Origin of the sequence: Paenibacillus sp. FSL H8-0259, from assembly GCF_037963255.1 — a bacterium.
GTDB classification, from domain to species: domain Bacteria; phylum Bacillota; class Bacilli; order Paenibacillales; family Paenibacillaceae; genus Paenibacillus_AQ; species Paenibacillus_AQ phytohabitans.
Genome location: NZ_CP150147.1, coordinates 4,075,841 through 4,092,962, shown reverse-complemented (window position 1 = coordinate 4,092,962; position 17,122 = coordinate 4,075,841). Strand labels below are relative to the sequence as shown.

General features: G+C 48.3%; 8 protein-coding genes and 1 pseudogene. 2 read left to right on the top strand and 7 right to left on the bottom strand.

The window, feature by feature from the left end; translation table 11 throughout:
- Nucleotides 1-6: 6 nt before the first annotated feature.
- Nucleotides 7-930: an alpha/beta hydrolase gene (locus NSU01_RS17445; RefSeq protein ID WP_042137362.1), complete on the bottom strand. Its 924-nt coding sequence runs from the start codon at nucleotides 928-930 to the stop codon at nucleotides 7-9.
- Nucleotides 931-1,100: 170 nt separating this feature from the next.
- Nucleotides 1,101-2,259: pseudogene (locus NSU01_RS17440) on the bottom strand (transposase).
- Between the two features lie 800 nt (nucleotides 2,260-3,059).
- Between NSU01_RS17440 and NSU01_RS17435 the strand changes: the two are divergent.
- Nucleotides 3,060-3,422 (top strand): YmaF family protein, encoded by a 363-nt coding sequence (locus NSU01_RS17435; RefSeq protein ID WP_042137358.1) that lies wholly within the window; start codon nucleotides 3,060-3,062, stop codon nucleotides 3,420-3,422.
- Nucleotides 3,423-3,585: 163 nt separating this feature from the next.
- Here NSU01_RS17435 and NSU01_RS17430 read toward each other — a convergent pair whose 3' ends face one another.
- Together NSU01_RS17430 and NSU01_RS17425 are read right to left on the bottom strand one after the other, a co-directional pair.
- Nucleotides 3,586-3,906, bottom strand: coding sequence for an ABC transporter substrate-binding protein (locus tag NSU01_RS17430; RefSeq protein ID WP_042137356.1), 321 nt, complete (start codon nucleotides 3,904-3,906; stop codon nucleotides 3,586-3,588).
- A gap of 2 nt (nucleotides 3,907-3,908) precedes the next feature.
- The gene (locus tag NSU01_RS17425; RefSeq protein ID WP_042137355.1) at nucleotides 3,909-5,042 is read right to left on the bottom strand and encodes an NADH-dependent flavin oxidoreductase; all 1,134 of its coding nucleotides are present in this window, start codon (nucleotides 5,040-5,042) and stop codon (nucleotides 3,909-3,911) included.
- Between the two features lie 125 nt (nucleotides 5,043-5,167).
- Between NSU01_RS17425 and NSU01_RS17420 the strand changes: the two genes are divergently transcribed.
- Nucleotides 5,168-5,656 (top strand): MerR family transcriptional regulator, encoded by a 489-nt coding sequence (locus tag NSU01_RS17420; RefSeq protein WP_052421872.1) that lies wholly within the window; start codon nucleotides 5,168-5,170, stop codon nucleotides 5,654-5,656.
- A gap of 47 nt (nucleotides 5,657-5,703) precedes the next feature.
- Here NSU01_RS17420 and ppsA read toward each other — a convergent pair whose 3' ends face one another.
- From ppsA to NSU01_RS17405, 3 genes are all read right to left on the bottom strand, one after another.
- Nucleotides 5,704-8,316 carry a phosphoenolpyruvate synthase gene (gene ppsA / locus NSU01_RS17415; RefSeq protein ID WP_076245894.1) on the bottom strand — a complete coding sequence of 871 codons (2,613 nt, stop codon included), beginning with the start codon at nucleotides 8,314-8,316 and terminating at the stop codon, nucleotides 5,704-5,706.
- A 278-nt stretch (nucleotides 8,317-8,594) separates the two neighbouring features.
- Complete coding sequence (locus tag NSU01_RS17410; protein ID WP_197074373.1) at nucleotides 8,595-9,866, bottom strand: BNR-4 repeat-containing protein; 1,272 nt, start codon at nucleotides 9,864-9,866, stop codon at nucleotides 8,595-8,597.
- A gap of 799 nt (nucleotides 9,867-10,665) precedes the next feature.
- Entirely contained in the window at nucleotides 10,666-17,061 is a 6,396-nt protein-coding gene (locus tag NSU01_RS17405) for a GDSL-type esterase/lipase family protein (protein ID WP_076245892.1), read from the bottom strand.
- Nucleotides 17,062-17,122 lie beyond the last annotated feature (61 nt).

Here is a 17,122-nt window from a genome sequence, read left to right as displayed (position 1 = left end):
AATCTCCTAGCTCTTAATAATCTCAATAATCTTCCGCTGGGCATCTATCGCTTCGGGGATGGGCATGATCACAAACACATGGTTCATTTTGGGATATACAAAGGTATTGATTTCAATTCCCTGCCCGGTTAGCTTGTCATCCAGTTTCATGGCATCGGGATATAGCCCTTCGTGCGTTCCGATAAAGTGAGTGATTCTTCCGAGGCCTTCAAAGTCCCCGTAGATGGGACTGATTATAGGATCGCTTAAGCTTTTATCATCCGCCCAGATCCTTGTAATGACTTCCATTCCACCCACCGACAGCATCGGGTCCTTCTTTTCATATTCAGGAATAAGCGGGTTAGTAAGCCCCATATCCACACAGGCAGACAATAGAATGATGTCCTTGGGCTGGGGAATATCATTCATTTGGAGCAGATGGGCCAGACCCAGTGAGATGTTTCCGCCTGCTGAATCGCCCATAATCGTCAATTGTTCCGGACTTTGAACGGTTCCCAGAATATCTTTATACAGGTTAAGGAGCTTCGGATAGGTATTCTTATAATTAAAGTTAGGAATTTTAGGATAAATAGGGGCAATTATTTTCGCATTAAGCGACTGTGCCATTCTATCCATGAACATCCAGTGAAAGCTTAAAGGCTGGTTGACCCAAGCACCGCCATGGATATAGAGAATTACTTTTTGCGTCAAGGATTGTTGGTCATTTATTGTAAAAACCTTAATTCCCTCAAACACTTCCTCCGTAATTCCGCTGATGAATTTAACATCAGCAATTATATAGGGTTTACTGTTTTCTAGGCCTACCCGTTTTACAAACTGGGTCGTGTTTTCAATACTTGAAAAGCCTTTTTTTGTGTTTCGTAAAGCTAAATACTTCTCAAACAGAAAACTCTTAGTTGAACGTTTTTTTGTATATACTTGTACACTCATCGTTCCCCCTCCTGTCATGCTGAATGATTACTGTATTTGCATTATAAGGGTTGATGTATACTTCAAGGTCAAGAAAAATTCTATTTGGATTCGACATTAGCAAAATCCTAAGAATAATTAAACATAACGTTGATTCCATGCGCAAAAAAGGCGACAGCCTAATGAATCCGTTATCGCCTTTTTGAATTGGGCAGAGCGGAGATCCAGTGCTGGAGTTGACTTTTAATCATGGCGAATAGTTTCTTGCCGAGTTGATTGGCGATTTCGTTCATCAATTCCACCAGTTGTTGTAAAGCAAGGGCCCAGTCCAAAGTGCCGACTTCATCACAAAGCAAATAAAACAGTCCGCCGAGCGTCCGTTGATCGGTACTTTGCCGATGCTGCCAGACCAGCAGAATATAGCGGGAAAAGACAATCGTTGTATGGCTAATTAGCAAACCGTAGGAGCGACCTTGAAACTCTTTTGCAGACGTAACAAGGATTTAGCGCATTTAAAAAAGACTTCGATGTCCCAGTGAAGAGCGTAGATTTTAATCATTTCCGGTGCCGTTAGCGTCAGATCCGTCGATAGAATAGCTAGCCACTCGTTTTTTACCATACCAATGATATGAAGATCTCAGTCTACAATCCGCCCGATTAGGGGGTATGCGTGAACCAGATATCCATAAGTTCGTAAGCTGCAGAAACCCCGGAATCGATGGCCCGATCCAGCAGTTCGGAAACCAGATGTGGGGCAGAAAGTAATGCTTCCTTCCGGCGTTTGTACCCGCAGGAGCACTTGTCGATTCCCGGATTCATGCCGGTAAGTCCGGCCTTTATGGAACTCAGCAAAGCGAAGTCCAAAGGGAGAAACGTATGGCCGTCCGACCAGCCCAAAGTCAGCATACGAAACCCTTTATAGTAAGCACCCGTCGCGTGATCCTTGAAACGAGCCAACAATTCTACAGTTTTGCTCCGATTTCGTTCAAACATGGAATCGTCCACAATGAACACGGAGGTTCTCGTGACGGAAGTCAGGGTTTCGACCCGCTACACAGTGTCACTGCTGAGCGAAGTCAAGAAGCGCCGCCAAGCGAAGCCGCTATGATTGAGAAACCGATAGACCGTATCTTTGCCAGGAAAGATTTCACCTTTGGCACTTTCCAGCAGGCGAAACCAGTTTTTCTGATGGAAGAGTAGCACGAAAACGAGCAGGAACAGATGGGAACAGGTATAGCCGAAAGCCTTTTTGAATCCTGATTTTCTCAGGTGCTTCAGTACACCGAGCTCCTGAAAAGCAGGCCTCATTTCAGGCGGGAGTTGATCTAGAGACAGCTTTTGCTTTATCATGGGTAGGACACATTTTCTGTGGTTTAGTGGAAGCTTCGACACTCTCACTTTACCAAATGAATTAGTGTTTTTCTATGGTGGCAAGACCCTTACTTAAACATGCTCCACCTTAACCCCAGTATGGGGTCAACTCGATTTTGACTCTGCGAAAATTGAGTCAGATAGACTTAAATGTGAAGGTGGTCGAAAATAGCTTGAAGAAAACGTTTAGAACGCTTAGTATACGTTCGCTGCAGCAACTCTTGGCCTAAGCTTGTCTTTATTGACGAATGACTATAGTGCAGTTGATCAAGCCAGACGCTCATGGTCGATGGTAATGTTATGCGGTACATTGATTTTTAATCGAGGATATAACTATCTGAAAAGTAAAAATAAGCAAGCGAATATAATGACATTTACAGGGGCGCTGATTTTGGTCTTTGTTCTTGTTAAATTCCTCTTTTAAGAGCGAGAACAATGTAATCAAGGCCGGCTTGAGTTAATCCACTTTCGGTTAGCATAACGGGCTTGGTGAATATGCTTTAATACAATAGTAATATCTCTCTGATCCATCCCTAGCTCCTGAAAACGAGATTCTTTTTCTGCTCCAAGCAATTTCAAAATTTGATACACAGGGTCAGCGCTTATCAATCCGTGCAACATCCTTCCTGTAATTTCTATGGGGATAGCATATTCCCACTTTGGCTTTTTGGTGACCATCTGTAATATTCATTATATTCTCTGAAAGTTGCCTAGCACGTACATTCGCTTCCCTTAATAGGATGTTATGAAGTGAAGAATCCTAAGGAGGCTGGTAACGGATGCAGAAGAAGAATCCTAAATTGGTGAAGAAAGTACTGTACTCCACACGGGCGCAGAGACATGTGCATGAATTTGAGGGGAGTACAAAACTGGCTGAAGCAGGTGCAGACCGCCATAACCATCGCTTCGCAGGCGTGACCGGGCAAGCCATCCGGGTAGGAAGCAGTCATGTTCATGAAATTGATCTCAACAAAACTGATTTTCTGAACCATTTTCATAATCTGAAAAAGATTAGAACAGGACCGGCTATTCCAGTGGGGAATGGTAAACATGTACACTTTGTAATGGGCCAAACGACAGTAAACGATGGTCATAGACATCCATTTAATTTTGCGACATTGATTGACTCCCCTCTTGTTTAAATAAAGTAAGACTATATTACCCATGAGAAAGTGTACTCGTTTGAATTCGGTTATATAAAATAGCCTAATAAACCATCTCCAGCCATCAGTCTGTGTGCTTTTGCCCACAAATAAAGATACTCCATCAAACATATTGTCTGATGGAGTATCTTTTGTGATAGGGCTATTTGCTGAATAAATGTTCAGCATCATCAAGCGCCATGCTTTGGCCAATGGAGGAGTAATCGAGCCATTTTTGTCCATCCAAGAGGTAGACATGATTGTTTTTAACAGCTTTTAGATTTTGCCATACCGGATTCTTCTCCAGCTCTTCGAAGTTCCCCTTAGCTTCTTTACCCGTGCTGATGATTAGGAAATGGCATTTATATTCGAAAGACCAAAGAATGTGGAAAATGCCCGCGTGCCGTAAGACTTTCCCGATGTGTAGAGCGGCAAAAAGTTTGGAAAAGCGAGACTGTTCAGACAGGGAATGTTGTTTTAACATGTTTAATTTTCGATTTTAAACCACGGACCTGAAGCTTGAAGGACAGCCCATAGTTTTTCCGGAAGATCAATGGTATTAATATTGGAAGCCTTGATAGCTGTTTGAATATCTGATTCCTGTCCGCTTTGAACCTTGTCAATCCAATCTGGATCTGTAATTAACGCATGTCCGATCACAGCTAGGTTAAGTCCTTTATCTAATCCTTTTGCAGCATCATCGGGCGTTACCATAGAACCCGCAGCCAGTAGGGAAATCCGGCTATTCACATGTTCAACGATCAACTCAAGATAAGTCCTATCATCTTGGCTATCAACTGGCTTAGAGGATAGAGCATCAGCTAGTGAAGCATGCACATAATCAACTTCTGCTTCAATCAGACGGTCAATCAATACATAAGTATCTTTCATCCTTATACCGCCTTCTTGATGTTCATCAGGAGAAATCCGGTAACCGAGAATAAACGGTTTAACAGCATGCTTTTCAATAACCCTTTTCATTTCCTTAACGATTGCCAGTGGAAAACGAAGGCGGTTCTCAAGTGATCCTCCCCAATCATCCTCACGTCTGTTGAAGTAGGGAGAGAAAAAGTTTTGAACTAAAAATCCGTGTGCACCATGAATTTCAACCCCGTCGAACCCTGCTTCTATCGCTCGTCTTGTTGTTTCTCCAAATGCATGAATGACTTCCCATACTTCATCGTGCGAAAGCTCTCTCGGCATAACGGAAGGAGCAAATCCTGTAGCTTCCGTCTCAACAGCACTTGAACTAACTACATCTCTATTTGGGGTAAGATCCGGGAGTGCTTTGCTGCCTGCGTGAAAAATTTGAAGCACAGCAGCAGCTCCGCCGCTTTTTGCCGCATCCGCCAATCTACGTAAACTTGGAATGAATTTATCGTCATAGGCTGCAAATTCATTCGTAAAACCAATCCCATTAGGCTGAACATGTGTACACCCTGTTATAACCAGACCTACACCTGTTACTCTTCTTCTGTAATAGTTCACTTCACCATCTGAAATTGTGTAATCGTCATTGCTGGCCCAGGTGGTCATAGGCGACATTACTACCCTATTTCTAAGAGAAATCCCATTTTTGAATGTGAAAGATTCGAACAGGCTGTTATATTTTGTGTTCATTTTCTTACCTCTTTCTAATTAGTTCATTTCTAAACTTACCAGTTGATGAGCGGCAACGACATTGTTACAATAACTTCATTAAGTATTCGAGTTACTCGAAGTCAATATCATGGAGGTACGAAATTTTGAATCAGTCATTACATGAACCCAAATATACGATTAAAGATGTAGCAGAAATCACCGGACTTACCAAACATACAATCCGTTACTACGATGACCAACAATTAATTCCTTTCGTTTCAAGAGATGGCAGAAACAACCGTTTATTCTCTGACCATGATCTGGATTGGCTACGAATGGTTCACTCCTTTCGTATTTCAGGATTGCCGATTTCAGAAGTCAAACATTACATTGCTATGTGTTTACAAGGTGATGAGACGATTCCTGACAGGGCTGAGCTTGTTGCAAAGCAAGAAAAAGAACTAGAGGCAAAGATCCATGCGTACAACCTTCAATTAATGCACATTAAAGAAAAGAAGGCTTATTACAATAGTGTCTTGGCTGGCCAATTGAACGACACCTGGAATCCGGTTAACAATAATCCGGAATGCGGTGAGAAATATGATATACCGGAACATATCCATTCAGCATCAAAGGCTCATGTTTCACCCTAAAAGTTAGTCTAGGGCTTCGTGTGCACACGAAGTCAATATTTTTCTTCTCACAATATTTCAACATACCCTTCGGTTCCATGCACACGGATGCGTTGCCCGTCCTGGATGAGTCTGGTGGCATTCTCCACTCCGACAACTGCCGGTAAGCCGTATTCCCGTGCGATCACTGCGCCATGGGTCATCAGTCCGCCGACTTCTGTAATTAGGCCTTTGATGGAGACGAACAACGGAGTCCAGCTGGGGTCGGTAAACAAGGTGACCAGGATATCCCCCTCCTCCAGCTTAGCCTCTTCCATGTTGAGGATCACACGTGCCCTGCCTTCTACCACTCCGGAAGAAACAGGCAGACCTGCAATAGCTCCAGCCGGGAGATGAGCCCGTTTGTACTGGCCGGACAGGATTTCTCCATCAGAGGTAATCACACGCGGGGGAGTGAGCTTGTCATATAATTTATAGTCCTCTTTACGTTGATTGATGAGCCGGTAATCGATTGTATTCGTGCGGACGGTTTCGTGAAGCTCTTCAAAATTGAGGTAGTATATATCTTCTTTGTCGTGGATAACACCTGCTTGAACGAGCCGTCCGGCTTCTTTCAGTAACGCCTGCTTATAAACCAGGTAACGGCTAACCATGCCGTATTTAGGATATTCCCGGTAACCGATGTAATTCCGGACCAGGTCAATTCTTACTTTGGTTTCTTCGGCTTTGTGTACTCCATCCGGTAACTGCTTCAAGCGGTCTAACAGCTCCTGTTCTTTCTCCCAAGCTTCCTGCCGCCCCTGCTCAAATTTCTGTCTGCTGGCATCCGGTGCAAAGTTCCTGATGTTGCTAAGAATCATGGGGATCAGTATCGCCGGTTTCTCGCTCCAGCGGGTTCTGGTAATATCGATTTCTCCGGTACAGCGCATTCCATATTTGCTGAGATAATTATTTAGAGTGTCATACGTTTTTTGCCCGCCCTCTATCTTCATCAGTCCGTCCAGGAAGTCCTCCTCTTGTACTTGCTGCAAATAATCAATGACCTGCGGGAAGGCACGAATTACATCTGCGACATCCATCAGTTCCAGACCCATTTCCGAAGTAATATTGTTCTGCACCGATTGCGAAAGGGTATCAGCCGCGTTAATTTCACCCAACCACTCGTTCATTTTTTCGTTAATCCATGCGGAAGCATCCATTGCGGCCATGAACACTGCCGTACTCTGCGGGTTGAATAGAACCCTCTTCAGTTCCTGGATATCTTCAAGGATGAACTCGAATAGAGCCGAGCCTGATTTCGTCTTGATGTTGTGTTTCAGCTCTTCTACCGATGCTGCATTACTCTTGATCAGCTCCGTAACGATGGCCGGATCGCTGCCGGCAGGTGTTTGATCGCCAACGGGCGGCTTACCTGGATTGCTTTTGCCGGACTGCGCGGCCGCTTCAGCTTGCGGTGAGATGGGTATGAAATCTCCCCGCTCCACGATAGTCATAAGCGCGTCTTTGACAAGCGGATCGGATTTCCCCAAGGTATCAATGATCATCATTCTGGCGGGCGAAGCCAAATAGGAGGTGACATCGACAAACAGTCTTCCGCCGGCTATACGCATGGGAGCAGGAGTAATTAATAGGTGAAAAGACAGTCCCAGCGGCTTCATAGCATCTGTCATCATTTGCCCATGACCCACAGATACATAAGCGCGGTTCTCTTGATCACTGGCTTCAGGGATCGGGAATAGCGTGGTGATAGGCCGGCTCTGCACAATATAGAAGGTATCATCAGCCAGACACCATTCAATGTCCTGGGGTGAGCCAAAATAAGCCTCGATTTGTCTTCCAATACGTTCCAACTGTAAAATTTGCGGTTCAGTAAGCGTCTGCGCCTGTTGCTGGCCGGAATCAAGCTGCCGGGTTTCGGTACCGCCTTGCGGCAGTCCGTAGATTGCCAATGTTTTGGCTGCAATCCGCTTATCGATGATCTCGCCTTCCTTCACCTTATAGCAATCGGGAGACACCAGGCCTGAGACCAATGCTTCTCCAAGTCCAAAGCTGGCGTCGATGGACAGCAGCTTGCGGTTATTTGTTACCGGATCAGCGGTAAACAGAATGCCCGAAGCCTGCGGGAAGACCATTCTTTGAACGATAACTGACAAATAGACCTGAGTGTGGTCAAAACCATTCTGCAGCCGGTAGATTACCGCGCGGTCCGTGAATAGTGAGGCCCAACATTTGCTGATATGCTGGAGGATGGCATCAACGCCGATAATATTTAAGTAGGTGTCTTGCTGGCCGGCAAAAGAGGCATGCGGCAGATCCTCAGCAGTCGCACTGGAACGTACCGCGTAAGCCTGTTCACTCCCCAGCCGGGAGAGAACCTGTGTAACTGCTGTTACAACCCCGGACGGAATTTCTGCTTCCGTAATCATCCGGCGGATCTCCCTGCTGATTTCTCTAATCTGCTCCCGGTTGTCCGCTCGCAGTGTGGTTAGCCGATTCAGTAGAACATGATAGGTTTCGTTATGCACGATTGCTTCCTGATAAGCTGCGGTTGTAACACAGAAGCCTTCGGGGACTTGGATGCCTTCTATTCCTGATAACATCCCCAGATTTAACCCTTTGCCGCCAACCAGCAGCAGCTGCGTATTATCCATTTCCTCAAAACCCAGAACCAAAGCATCCATTCCATATCTCCCCTAACTATTGAGTTGAAAAAAAATTTGACAAGAAATTTCCGGCATGTTATATTAAATATATAAGATGCATTAACTTTGTTATTTCAAATAAAAACAGTTGTGAAGTGATTATATCATCCTGTATGTATATATGCAATATGAAGAACCTGAGCTGCTGCTCAGGTTCTTTTTTTTGACGTATGGGAAGTTATATTGAAGCGGACTGAGATTCCGCGAATAACGCCTGATTAACACAAATAAAGGAATCTGAGTCCTCCTCTATTCGTCTATTCGTTACGCCCGTAGTAGAGCTTCAGGTTTGTCACATCCACCAGATACAGGATATCGATACCTTTGGGACTGCGGTCAACCGCCAGCCGCTCGACCGGGATACCCGGCGCAAGCGATGTTTCGGTCCAGCCTGCGCCCGTATTTACGGCCATGAATGCACGATCGCTGCCGCTGCTTTTCACGTAATAGATTCTTGCGGCATTGCCTGCCCAGGTCACATCAATCGCGGCTGTAGTCGGAGCTGCATTATAGACCGTCTGCAGCACCCATCCCCCTGTGCCATAAGTGGCCTGCTTAACCGAGAAGCTCGTAGCGCCTTCTTCACGATAGCGGTACGCAATAACCGGGCGGCCGAGAGTATCGAGCGTCATCTTGGCGCTCTGAACGCCCGGTCCGCCGGGATCGCTGCCGCTCTGTACATAGGCTTCACCAGGAGCCATAGGCTGTACAATATCTGCGGTAGTCAGTGAGACCGGAGCTGACACAGGCGTTCCGTCTGCTTTGGAGAATCCCCCCGTGGAAGGACTATATTTCAGATAAGACAGCTGGTGGCGCAGCGGGCTGGCAGCGAAATACGCCCACTCGAACAAGATATGAAGATCTCCCCTGGCATCAAAGACCAGATCGTCAGGGTAGACAGACCGGTTAAGGTGCGCGGCAATCACCTTGACCTGGCTCCACACAGATTCGGCATTATTCCAGCGGAACAGAACGGCCTCTCTTTTGCCTGCCGGATCTTTGTCAGCACGCACCATCAGATACAAATCCCCGTTCGGGGCTGTCGCCAATACCGGATAGGTTACCGTCATGCCTTGAGGCAGCTCATCGGAGTGATTCTGCGGAATCCCGCCTACCGTATCCGAACGGAAGTACTGCCATGGATTGCTGTGCATGGAGGCGAATACGTGAAACCGGCCGCTCCCGTCTCTGGCCATCGACGGCTGATTATGCCCCAGATCGTCGAGATACTCTGCAGGTGCGGTTCCGTTCATGAGCGGCAGCTTGCTCCAAATCCCATCGTTATCCCGTCTGGCAATGGCTACGGTATGCTTACCAGCAATAGTTCCCGGTGCATTATAGGCCATGTACGCATACTCATAACCCAGTCCATACGTGGCAAGGGGAGACCACCATCCGGCCTGATTGCTGGAATCCATCGGAAAAGGAACCTCTTCCAGCACAGCGGCTGCGCTACCTGTTCCTGCTGGCAGCATCAGCATCAGCACTGTCATCATGAGTCCGAGCTTCCATTGTTTAATTTTCTTCAACCCTTCCGCCTCCCTCAGATAAATGCTTCTTACAAAGTGCAGTATTCATTCAATCATCCATCCACTAATGTAAACGCATTCAATTTTGTCCGGTGTACCTCCTTCCTAGGATCTTTCAAGTATTTCTGACCAAGAATAGCACGCGGAAGCGGGATTTGTTACTGTACTTTTGCAAGATTACTGTGTACGAGGATAGAAAATTCAACATGACAAAATCACCCTATCGGGTGAATCAAGCTGGAGCTTAAGCGCCTTTGCACCTGATGCAGATTCAAAGGTTACCATACATTACTCCATTCAGACATGAGCAGCATCCAGTGATATAATCTTCTTCCTTCCGGGAAAACACAATGTATTCGGTTTTTCGCATACATATGGTCCGGTTACCTCCACGCATGCACAATGTGTTCGATTTTTCGCATACATTTGGTCCAGTTACCTCCATGGATGCACATTGTATTCGATTTTTCGCATACATTTGGTCCAGTTACCTCCATGGATGCACATTGTATTCGATTTTTCGCATACATTGGTCAGGTTATCTCCACGGACGCACATTGTATTCGATTTTTCGCATACATTGGTTCCCCTTTTAGCCCGACCTCCCGGGATTCAGTGGGATTCCTGATACAAGAACACATTCGTCCTTCTGACAGATTTGCTCCAAATTTCAAAGTAACCGATTGTCCACAGCTCACGCCTATCATCATTTCCTATGCAATAAAAAAAGGAAAGTCCGGGTCGCGGACTTTCCTGAATGTGAAGCTTAAGCATCTGCCAGGCTATCAGCCTGGCCGGTCTATTTCCGTACCGTGACGATCATCTTCGGCGTTCTGGTTTCACCCGCCGGGTTGCGTAACACCACCTCGTATTCATAGGTCCCCGGAGCTTTGCCGGAAATTGCAGTGACTGCCGATTGTGCACCTGGTGTCTGTGCCTGCAGGGTTTGGGTATCTACCAGAATTCCATTCTCATAGAGATCATATCCGGTAGCATTCGTACCCCACCACAGATTCATACTTACATTATAGCTGCCGTCCCCGTCCCAGTTGTCGTTAGACAATACGGCTTGCCCTGGAGAGGCATCCGTGACTGTTACACTCAGCGGGGCACTCTTCGTTGTACCGTATGAATTGCTCAGTTCACCTGTATAGATATACGTACCATTCCGTTTGCCGGTAATATCGATCTGTACAGACTGGGCGGAAGGGGACTGGTCTGCCAGAGACACTTCTTGGATCAGCTCACCGTTCTCATACAGCTTGAACTTTGTGCCGTTGTTACCCCACCAGAGATTCATGGTGATGGTGTAATCTCCGTCTCTCAGCCCAGTATCATGGCCGTTGTTGTCGGACAATACAGGAGTGCCGGGGGCACTGTCCGCAAGTGGTGTGCCCTGGCTGATCCATGCGGCCCACTTACCCAGTACATCTGCCTGTTCCGCTGTAAATACCGTATTCCTGCCGGCATTGACATCATTGCCATAGGATGCGAGCAGCTGTCGTGCCTTCGCACCTTCATGTGCACCCGCTGCTAGTTCTGCCAGCTGCAGTTTGCCTCCCAGCTGTTCGGCAAGTGCCCCGGCGTTCGGATCATCCGAAGCAGCCGCGAAGGTACGTGTCAGCTCAGCCAAACTTGCAAAGGTAGCCGAAATGCCGAAACTGTAATCCACACTCGTTTCCCGGCCCGCCAAGTCGGAGACCGTAGCTGTTACCTCATGCAAGCCAGGCTCCAGCGTATAAGCAGGAGCGTTCAACAGCACGCCGCTTGGTTCTGCTACACCGGACACGGTATCGGAAGCTGTATATATAATCTCTACCTGCTGGTCAATCGTGTATTCTGTCTGGCCCTGAATATCGATGGCCGGAGGGGCGAGATCCACAGGTACTGCAAGTGTCTGTTCAGCCTCCTTATTGCCGTTCAGGTCAACGCTCCAGTAAGTGACGGTGTGTTTGCCCTCATCACTTATCGTCAGCTTCGTGCCGGTCTGGATCTCCCCGCCGTCGATTTGATAGTAAGTCGAATCGACTCCGGAAGCTTCATCCGTTGCGGTAAACGTTACTTCTACCGCTGAAGTATACCAGTTATTCTGCAACTCTCCTGCCATAGCCGCAGTAGTATGCGGCGCTGTCTGGTCCGAAGGTTCTTCTTCAAGGGTAACCAGACTAGAGAGCGGAATGTCCAGCTTTTGCACGAGCTTAGCTACCATCCCGGATACCTTTACCGCACCGTTCATCTGAAGATGTGTGTTGTCCTCGGTTGTACCCACCCACATAAATATGGATTTGGTACCTTCCGGCCCAAGCTCCTGGAAATATTCCCAGCTGGCTTGATTCAGATCAATCAGCAGGGCTCCAGTCTCCTGTGCCGTTTCTTTCATCGCCTGCACATATTCCGGGAAGCTCTTGTTCAATACTTCTCCGGTGAAATCGCGCCGGTTCACCGGCGTGACCAGCACCGGAATTGCGCCTCTCTGCACAGTACCGTTAATGTAATCTTTCAGATACACCTTGAACTGCTCCGGTGTAAGATAACGTTCCGGCCGGGACGGTGTGGAATCATTATGCGACCACTGCATGAACAGATAGTCACCTTCATGAATACCCAGCAGAATGTCGTTAAGATATCCGCCAACCAGGAAGGTCTTACTGCTTAAACCGCTGACAGCACGGTTGTCAATACGAATCTGCTCCAGATCGAAATAACCGCCTAGCGTCTCACCCCATCCAGCCTGCGGGCGATAGCTTTCTGCATAATTGGCGACCGTGGAATCGCTTGCCAGATAGAGGGTCGGCTGGTCAGCTACGCCGGTCTCCGGCAGGCGCTCGATCTTCAGCGCATTGATCTTCGGCGAATTGCCGGAGAACGTAAAGTCAAAGACACCGTCAATCAGGGCAATATCATAGGTTACTTCGGTAAACTGGCCCTTGGCTACGGTTGTAACCGGAACTTTGGTCATCTGTTCGACAACCACAGCAGCGTTAGTCGCTTCCTCTGCATCGCCAATGGTCATGGTTACACGGTAATTAGCCGGCTTCATTTCCACCAGGAAGCTGCTGCCGTTCATGCGGATGAAATCCTCTGTCAGCGCATTTCCGGTTTCGCGGTTCTCATCCTGTACCAGCGCGGTATCCGTAAAGCCGTAGCCATTCCCTTCAATATAAGCTCTTTTGGAATCTACTCTGGTGTAGCCTTGTTCAGCGCTTCCGGAGCCGAAATCAAATTTGTATACGCTGATATCACCAGCCGGGCTACTGGTCAGTGATTCCCTCGCGACTGTCAGCAGGTTCACTGCATGGTCGACTTGAGCCTGTGTGGCATCTGTACCCAGCACTGCTTCCACAGACGCCAACGCTTTATTCAGCACTGCTACGGATGCGTCCGTATAGGCTGACAGATCCAAGGCTTTCACTTCTTGATGCAGCGCAATCAATGCCGCCTGATCGCCTGCAACCGGTGGAAGCATCTTGCCTTCGAGCTTCACATTATCGATCTGCGTGGTCCAGCTCAGCGTGCCGCCGCCTCCCTTTCTCGTTCCCAGGAACCGGAATCCCCTTACGTTATTGGCATAAACGCCGGGACTCATCGGGATATCCTTGATCGTCTGAGTGACAGTGGGGTCAGCCAGACTCGTCAATGTCAGATCAATCTTCTTCTCGGCAAAATTAATCTTCACATTGGCATTGACCCACTGGTTCTTCAGAATGTCCGTCGTAATTCCGCCATCCGGAACAGCTGTGGTGCCGATTCCGTAGTCAGGTGTGTACGGGCCCACAAAATAATGGATTTTTGTACCGGGACTGGTTGTTCCTGTTTTTGTTAACAGTGTGAGAATGATATTCTCGTTTGCATCCTGCAAGGTCAGATGTCCTTCTGACGGGGTAGCACCTACGTTGCCGGAATGCCAGTTGAAATTAACATTAACGATGTCCCCGTTCACCGCATCGAACAACCGGAACACTTTCGCGCGATTCCCGGAGCCGGAACCGGTAACCGACATCACCTTGTTTCCGCTTTGCTCGGTGACCGTGCCTGTCATTGTCCCGGCTATACCCGTGGCATTCACCATTGAATATTGAGCGGCCGCCGGATCACCCTCAAAGTTCTCCTCATAGACCTGAACCTCCGGTTCTGGCTCCGGTTCCGTAATATCCGGATCGAAGACTAATGGTGATATGCTGAGTCCCATGTCTTTCACTGCTCCCGCTACCAGACCGGCAATAACCTGCGCACCGTAGCTGCTGAAATGCGTATTATCGCCGACGCCGTTCGGGTACTTCGGATATTCGCCGGGATTAGCGTACAGGAAGATTTTCTCCGTAGCCGCCAGGCCGATACGATTGTAATCCGCAATGCTTAACTGGCTCAAATCAATCAGCGGTACATTCAGCTCTGCCGCTACTTCTTTGGCCGCCTTCACATATTCGGGGAAGCTTACGTTAAATTCCTGAGTGACTGTATTGAAGTCTCTTCGTCCTACCGGCGTAAGCAGGACCGGGCTTGCACCGCGCTGCTTGGCTCCGTTCACATAACGGGTCAGGTAGGTTTTATAATCCGCCGGGGAGGCATAGCGGTCAGGAATTCCTATGCTGGCATCGTTATGTCCGAAAGAAATGAAGAAGAAGTCTCCCGGTTTGATCCGCTGCAATATCGTATCGAGACGGCCGTCAACCATGAATGATTTGCTGCTTCTGCCGCCGATCGAATCGTTCTGGACCACCGCACCATTCGCAAAATATCGTCCGAATTGCTGGCCCCACCCTTCCTGAGGAGCCTGCGCACTGCTATAAGACTGCATCGTGGAATCGCCGGCCATATAGATCGTCTTTGCAGTTCCCGGCGTCTTCTCCGGGTACTTCTCGATAATAATCTCCTGCACGTCAATGGCTGTGCCGGAGAAAATGAGCTCCAGCTGACCGTCTACCACCGCAATATCATACGAGTAGACCAGAGGTGCTCCCGCGCTTACACCAGTGACGGCCAGCTTTTGAACAAATTCAGATTTGACGCCGATATTGGAATCCCGGGCATCAGCACCAAGCTTGAGCGTTACCTTGTAATTGGCACTCGGCAGGTCAACAGCAAACTTTGTGTTGTCCGGAAGCGAAACATGATTTGCGTCCAGAGTAATTCCGCTTGTACTCTCAAAGCCGTATCCGGTTGCCTCTGTGTAAGGTGTATCCTGAACTGCTGTTGCTCCGGCAGCCGGGTCCGTGCCGAAATCAAAGTAATAAACCTGCTGAGGTGTTTCTTGTGCTCCGGTTAGAGTGACATTCGCTTTAGGGAATTCGGTCGCTTCCGCTCCGAGATAGAATCCGGTGTGCGGCGGCTGGTTGTAGGCGACATTCTGCCAGGCTATCCCTAAACGGTATACGGGATCCTGCATCAGCGCAGGAATCTTGTAGCTTGTGGGAATCGTTGTTGTATAGAGTCTGTACTCCGAGCTGTCTTCGCTGCGCAGCAGCAGCTCTTCACGCCAGTCACCCAGGATATCCGCCTGAAGGGCAGGGTTGCCTTTAGTATGATTATTGGTCAAGGTACCGGTTGCCCGGAAAATCTCCTTCAGTTGCTTATTCTCATAATCCCACTTGTAAACGAGCGGAATGCCTTTCGCTGTAGTGTTATTCCATTCATGGTCGAACAGCTCCCGCTGAAGATCCCCGTCCCACCAGATCGCAAAGTTGGCGCTTCGCGGCACTTCATTCTGTTCATAAATAACCTCTCCGTCAGCCGCGTATCCGCGGGATAAAGGGTCCATCTGACCATCGACAATCGTGGCTGCCCATGATTCATATCCCGGGTAGTTCGGATCAATATCCGCAGACATTCCGCGTCCGGTATCCTTACCGGTATACTGGCCCCAGATAATCTCACCTGTTGCAGCATCACGCATCTCCAGCCCGTATTCAGCGTTCGTATGCTCATGCACACTCACGATCTGGTAACCTTCCCGGCCCGGATCGAGCTTGCCGGCATGCATCGCATCGCCATGGCCGAGTCCGGTGCTATAGATTAGGGTTCCATCATCGTCAATCGCCAGGGATCCGTACATGATTTCGTCTTTACCGTCACTGTCAACATCAAGCACGCTTAGATTGTGATTTCCTTGTCCTTCATATTGCGATCCGGCTTCATTGGTATCAAAGTTCCAGCGCTTCACCAGCTCGCCGCCAACATAGTCGTAAGCTGTGAGAGTCGTTCTTGTATAGTAGCCGCGGGCCATGACTACGCTTGGCTTCACGCCATCCAGATAGGCAATCCCCGCCAGGAAGCGGTCTACGCGGTTGCCGTATCCGTCCCCCCACGCACTTACCTCTCCTCTTGGAGGGTCGTAATTCACGGTGGATACGGCTGCGCCGGTCTGACCGTCAAATAGCGTCAGATATTCTGCTCCGGAGATGATATATCCGCTCTCATTGCGGTAATCCTTCGTGCCGTCACCGATAACTGTGCCTTGGCCGTCCTTCGTGCCGTCTGCTGTTTTGACGACGACTTCAGCTTTGCCGTTGCCGTCCAGATCATACACCATCAGTTGTGAGTAATGGGCTCCTGCGCGAATGTTAACACCCAGGTCGATTCTCCATAGCTTCGTACCGTCCATTTCAATCGCATCGATATAGACGTTGCCGGTATACCCGGCCTGTGAATTATCCTTGGAATTGCTCGGGCTCCACAAGAAAACGATTTCATAATCGCCGTCGCCATCCAAATCTCCTACAGAGGCATCCCCTGCATAATAGGAGTATGTGCCTCCGTCTTTGGTCCGGCCGTCAGCCGGTTTATCCAGCGGGATGGGCATATAGTTGTTGTGCAGCACCGATACCGCCTCCGCCTGCATTTGTTCCTTACCGCCAATGACGGTAGAAATCTGATACTGCGAGCTGTCTGCGCCTGTCGCGTCCACGTAATTGGTGGAGCCGCTGATCGGAGCTGAGTTTACTTTATATCCGTTTTTATATACATTGAAAGCGATTACATCTGAATCCGTATTCAAGTACCTCCAGCTCAAGTAGACACCGTTATCAACCAGGACCGCTACTAACCCCCGGTTCAGATATTCTGCTTGACGTGCGGGAAGGCTGCCCGTTGATTCTGCATGTACCGGAGATGCCGGAATGGCAAGCGGGAGAACCAGTAGTAATGATAATAAGAATGCGAACACTGATTTTTTGACGAAAATTACTTTTTTGCCCATGTACTTAACTCCTCCTATTATTCTAAACTCATTTAGAAATCGGGGGAAACTTGTACGTTCA

Bases quoted from the DNA above. Each gene is read 5' to 3' on its own strand.
- NSU01_RS17435 (WP_042137358.1), top strand. From the start codon at position 3,060: ATGCAGAAGAAGAATCCTAAATTGGTGAAGAAAGTACTGTACTCCACA.
- ppsA (WP_076245894.1), bottom strand. From the start codon at position 8,316: ATGGATGCTTTGGTTCTGGGTTTTGAGGAAATGGATAATACGCAGCTG.
- NSU01_RS17425 (WP_042137355.1), bottom strand. From the start codon at position 5,042: ATGAACACAAAATATAACAGCCTGTTCGAATCTTTCACATTCAAAAAT.
- NSU01_RS17405 (WP_076245892.1), bottom strand. From the start codon at position 17,061: ATGGGCAAAAAAGTAATTTTCGTCAAAAAATCAGTGTTCGCATTCTTA.
- NSU01_RS17445 (WP_042137362.1), bottom strand. From the start codon at position 930: ATGAGTGTACAAGTATATACAAAAAAACGTTCAACTAAGAGTTTTCTG.
- NSU01_RS17430 (WP_042137356.1), bottom strand. From the start codon at position 3,906: ATGTTAAAACAACATTCCCTGTCTGAACAGTCTCGCTTTTCCAAACTT.